This window comes from Corynebacterium sp. NPDC104732 (assembly GCF_055583565.1).
The window spans coordinates 1-3,397 of sequence record NZ_JBVJNS010000039.1; the positions used below are offsets into that span (position 1 = coordinate 1).

Annotated in this window: 3 protein-coding genes; 1 reads left to right on the forward strand and 2 read right to left on the reverse strand. The window is 56.1% G+C overall.

Annotated features, from left to right (window positions below):
- Window positions 1-169 precede the first annotated feature (169 nt).
- Entirely contained in the window at window positions 170-817 is a 648-nt protein-coding gene (locus ACZ6ZO_RS12770) for a biliverdin-producing heme oxygenase (protein WP_182385407.1), read from the reverse strand.
- A gap of 21 nt (window positions 818-838) precedes the next feature.
- Window positions 839-2,920: an HtaA domain-containing protein gene (locus ACZ6ZO_RS12775; protein WP_465293074.1), complete on the reverse strand. Its 2,082-nt coding sequence runs from the start codon at window positions 2,918-2,920 to the stop codon at window positions 839-841.
- A gap of 160 nt (window positions 2,921-3,080) precedes the next feature.
- Between ACZ6ZO_RS12775 and ACZ6ZO_RS12780 the strand changes: the two genes are divergently transcribed.
- Entirely contained in the window at window positions 3,081-3,251 is a 171-nt protein-coding gene (locus ACZ6ZO_RS12780) for a DUF4236 domain-containing protein (protein ID WP_182385409.1), read from the forward strand.
- Window positions 3,252-3,397 lie beyond the last annotated feature (146 nt).

Here is a 3,397-nt window from a genome sequence, read left to right on the forward strand (position 1 = left end):
CACCCGATGTGGTTTGACCCGAACAGTAGGGGCAAGCTCGTTAGACATTGATGATCCTCTCTGTAGGAGGGTCACAACTTCACTGGCAAACAGGGTCCCAACCAAATCCCTATCCAACCCCCAATAAAAATGCCGGTCGACATTACGTCGACCGGCTTTGCTGTCAGTACTAGACCTCAGCGAGTTCCTTGAAGATCGCGGAGTTGAAGTAGAAGCCTGCTACTGCCTCATCGAGGAGGTAGCTGCGCTCTTCATCACTTAGCACTAGGGCGTCGAGTTTGGCGCGGTAGCTATCCTTGTATGGTTTCGGCTTTTCGATCTCCTCGAAGTTGTAGAAGTTCACTGCGTCGGAGCCAACGTTGTAGTGGCGCTGCATCATGCGACCAATCACCTGCCCGCCCGAGAGGTCCCCGAGGTAGCGCACGTAGTGGTGGGCAATCAAGGCAATTGGATCCTGCAAGGCGCCGATCTCGTTCAGACGCTGGACATAACGCGCGGTAGCAGGAAGCATCTGCAAACCGCCTTTCCAACGGGCACTGCCGTGCAATGCCGTTAGATCTTTGGCGATGGATGGTAAGCGGAGCAGGCGGGCGTCATAAAGCTCGGCGAATAGTGGCGAGGTGCGCAGCGCCTGGGAGCTGCACTCCAACGCCGAGTAGAACAGGTAGGTCTGCTCGAGGAGGTTTCGGTAAGCAACCTTGTCCAGGCGACCTGCAATTAGATCGTCGATGAACTGGGATTCCTCGGCGCGGCTGTGGGCCACGCTGGTCACGGACTTGATCTCGTGAGAAAGCGGGGTGTCAAGAGCGACGGTCATTGCTAAATTCACATCCTTAAATCAGCTGGATAGACGGGCCTGCAGTGCCTGCTTCATGTGTGCTGGCAGCAGGTTGATGATTACTGGGAAGAACAGAAACAGTGCTGGAGCTGCCACGAGAAGAGCATCCACCGCCTTTTTGAACCAACCAGACTTTGCCTTCTTCACCGGTTCCGGCTTCACGACCACTGGTGTTGGGGCATTCTCAGTTGGTGTGGCGGTCGGCGTGGCAGTTGGTGTTGCGGTCTCCTTGGCTGCTTCGGCTGGCTTTTCAGCTGGCTTTTCGGCTGGTTTCTCGCCTGGCTTTTCGACGGGCTTACCTAGTTCCTCAATCGTGGAGGAATCATCCTTACGCAGCGAGGCCGGGTCTGCGATGCGCAGCACGTGCGAGTACTCCTGGTAGGTGGCCGGATCTGTGTACACCGAGTTAGCGAGAACTTCGCCGTTCTCGCGGGTAATAAGCATGCGGTGCTCGCCCTTAGTGCCCTTGGAATCTGGCAGGCGGAGCGAATCCGTGCTTTCGTTCGTCGTGGTGTTCACCCAGCGCAACGTGCCATCCGATTCGCCGGTGACAAAAGCACTACCATCCGGGCCGAAGGAAAGCCCACTGATGGAGCGCAGATCGCCTACCGGGCCACGTGGTGAGGTGGCGGTGAGTTTCTTATCTGCATAGGTGAAGAATTGGACTGCGGAATCGTGGTCCGAGTCGTTGTATAGCGCGACGCGGTTGTCCTGCACCACCATCGCATGCATGCGCGCGAATGCCTCGGTTTTTGCAACATCGTCAATGCCCAGCGCCCGAGTAACTTCACCGTCTGGTGTGATGACCAGTGGTGCGATCGGCCGGTGCTCATTCTTCATATCGATGACGGTGCCGCTGTTGAAGTACAGCAGGTTGCCGTCCGGCATGACAGCCAAATCGCGCAGCGAGCTGAAGGAGTAGGTTTCGCCGTAGAATCCTGCGATTCGGATGTCGCCAGCTGGGACGTCGGCGAGGTGCTCATCCACCTTGCGTGGGTCTGGAAGTGGGGCGGCGGTGACTGTGTTGCTGATGCGGTGCAAGGTAGCGCCGTCGCCTTCCTCGCGAGTGATGACGTAGACATCATCAGTGTCCGGGGCGGCGGCGATGGCTACTGGGGTTCCAGTTACGGTTCCGCGTACGGTTGGCGTCTCAAAGCCGTTGCGGGAGATCTTGGCGGTGACAACTTCGTTGCCGGTGACCCAGCTCAGGTTGCCCCGCTTGTCTGCCGCTACCAGGACGTTTCCGGAGGAATCGACATCCATGGTTTTGATCTCTGTCATGGTGCGGGCGTTAGCAAGCGCAATTTTGCTCTTGCCAGCGACTGCGATGACGTCCCCAGCGGCGAACATGCGGCTTGGTTCGTCAGCCGGGATGGGGGAGGCGAACTTGCCTACCATCTTCATCGGGCTGCCCTTGATATCTGGCTTTCCACCTTCGCCCTGGTAGGAGAAGTTCAAGGGGGCCAGTGGGCTGCCGAGCGGATAGAAACCAGAGAAAGTGTGTACGCCGTCTTGGGTGAGGGCTGGTACAACGTTTTTCCACTCAGAACGGCCACCATTTTGGGAGAAATCGGCATTTCCAACATCGAGGTCGGCAATAGCGAGGTCTTCACCTTCAAAAACTTGTCCACCTGGGTATTGCTTGGATCGGATATCCGCCAGCACAGTGCCACCGTCGTTGTTGATAACGATGATCGGATCTTTAATTTTCAGCTCAAGGGAGCAATTACCTTGTTCTGCTTTGTTCCCATCGCAGTATTTGAAGTACTCGACTGTGCCCTCAAATTCGGCGCGTGTCTCGAGTTTCTCAGGGTTGTAGGAAACGTTTTTTGCTTTGAACTTGTAGCTGCTTTCAACGAGGTCCTCGTTGGCGGAGGTGTCGCGAAAGACTTTTTCTGCTCCGTTGCTGACGTTGGTTGCGCCGCTGACATAGCGGAGGAAAGAGTCGCGCAATGCCCAGTTCAGGTGGGAATCGGTCTGGTCATTGGTTGGTTGGGGGTCGGCGTGAGCTACCGGTGTGAGCGGTGAGAGTAGTCCGAAAAGTAGCGCGCTGGTAACGGTAGCGCGCGCGATTGGTGGCATTAGGTCTCCTTGCCTTGGTCAAATATAGCAAAGGTTAGGCTAGCCTAAGTCTGCATGATGGCAAAGAACTACCTTGGGATCTCATGGCAAAACTTAGAAGGATGGGGGTGAATCTCAGTAAAATGGATGACTACCACCCGCTTCAGTAAGCTGGTTTCTCATGGGATTGCAATACCGCGATAAAAAGAAAATTGGCAAGAACAGCTGGATCAACGTGTCAGGCTCCGGAGCGTCCGCATCCACCAAAATCGGACCCGTTACTATCAACAGCCGAGGTGGCGTATGGGTCAAACTGCCCGGTGGGATGACCTACCGCGGGCGCTGGAAGTAAAACTCGAGACCTGGAATTCGAGACTGGGAGTAGAACAGGGCAATTTTCCCGCCGGGACTGCGGACTTTTTGTTGGAGGGTCTGCGTGGCTGAGCCCGGCGTGTGTTGCCGGGAGGAAGCTGCTTGTTATGCCTGTCAGTAGGACTG

Coding starts and splice junctions, on each gene's coding strand:
- ACZ6ZO_RS12770 (WP_182385407.1), bottom strand. CDS start 817: ATGACCGTCGCTCTTGACACCCCGCTTTCTCACGAGATCAAGTCCGTG.
- ACZ6ZO_RS12775 (WP_465293074.1), bottom strand. CDS start 2,920: ATGCCACCAATCGCGCGCGCTACCGTTACCAGCGCGCTACTTTTCGGA.
- ACZ6ZO_RS12780 (WP_182385409.1), top strand. CDS start 3,081: ATGGGATTGCAATACCGCGATAAAAAGAAAATTGGCAAGAACAGCTGG.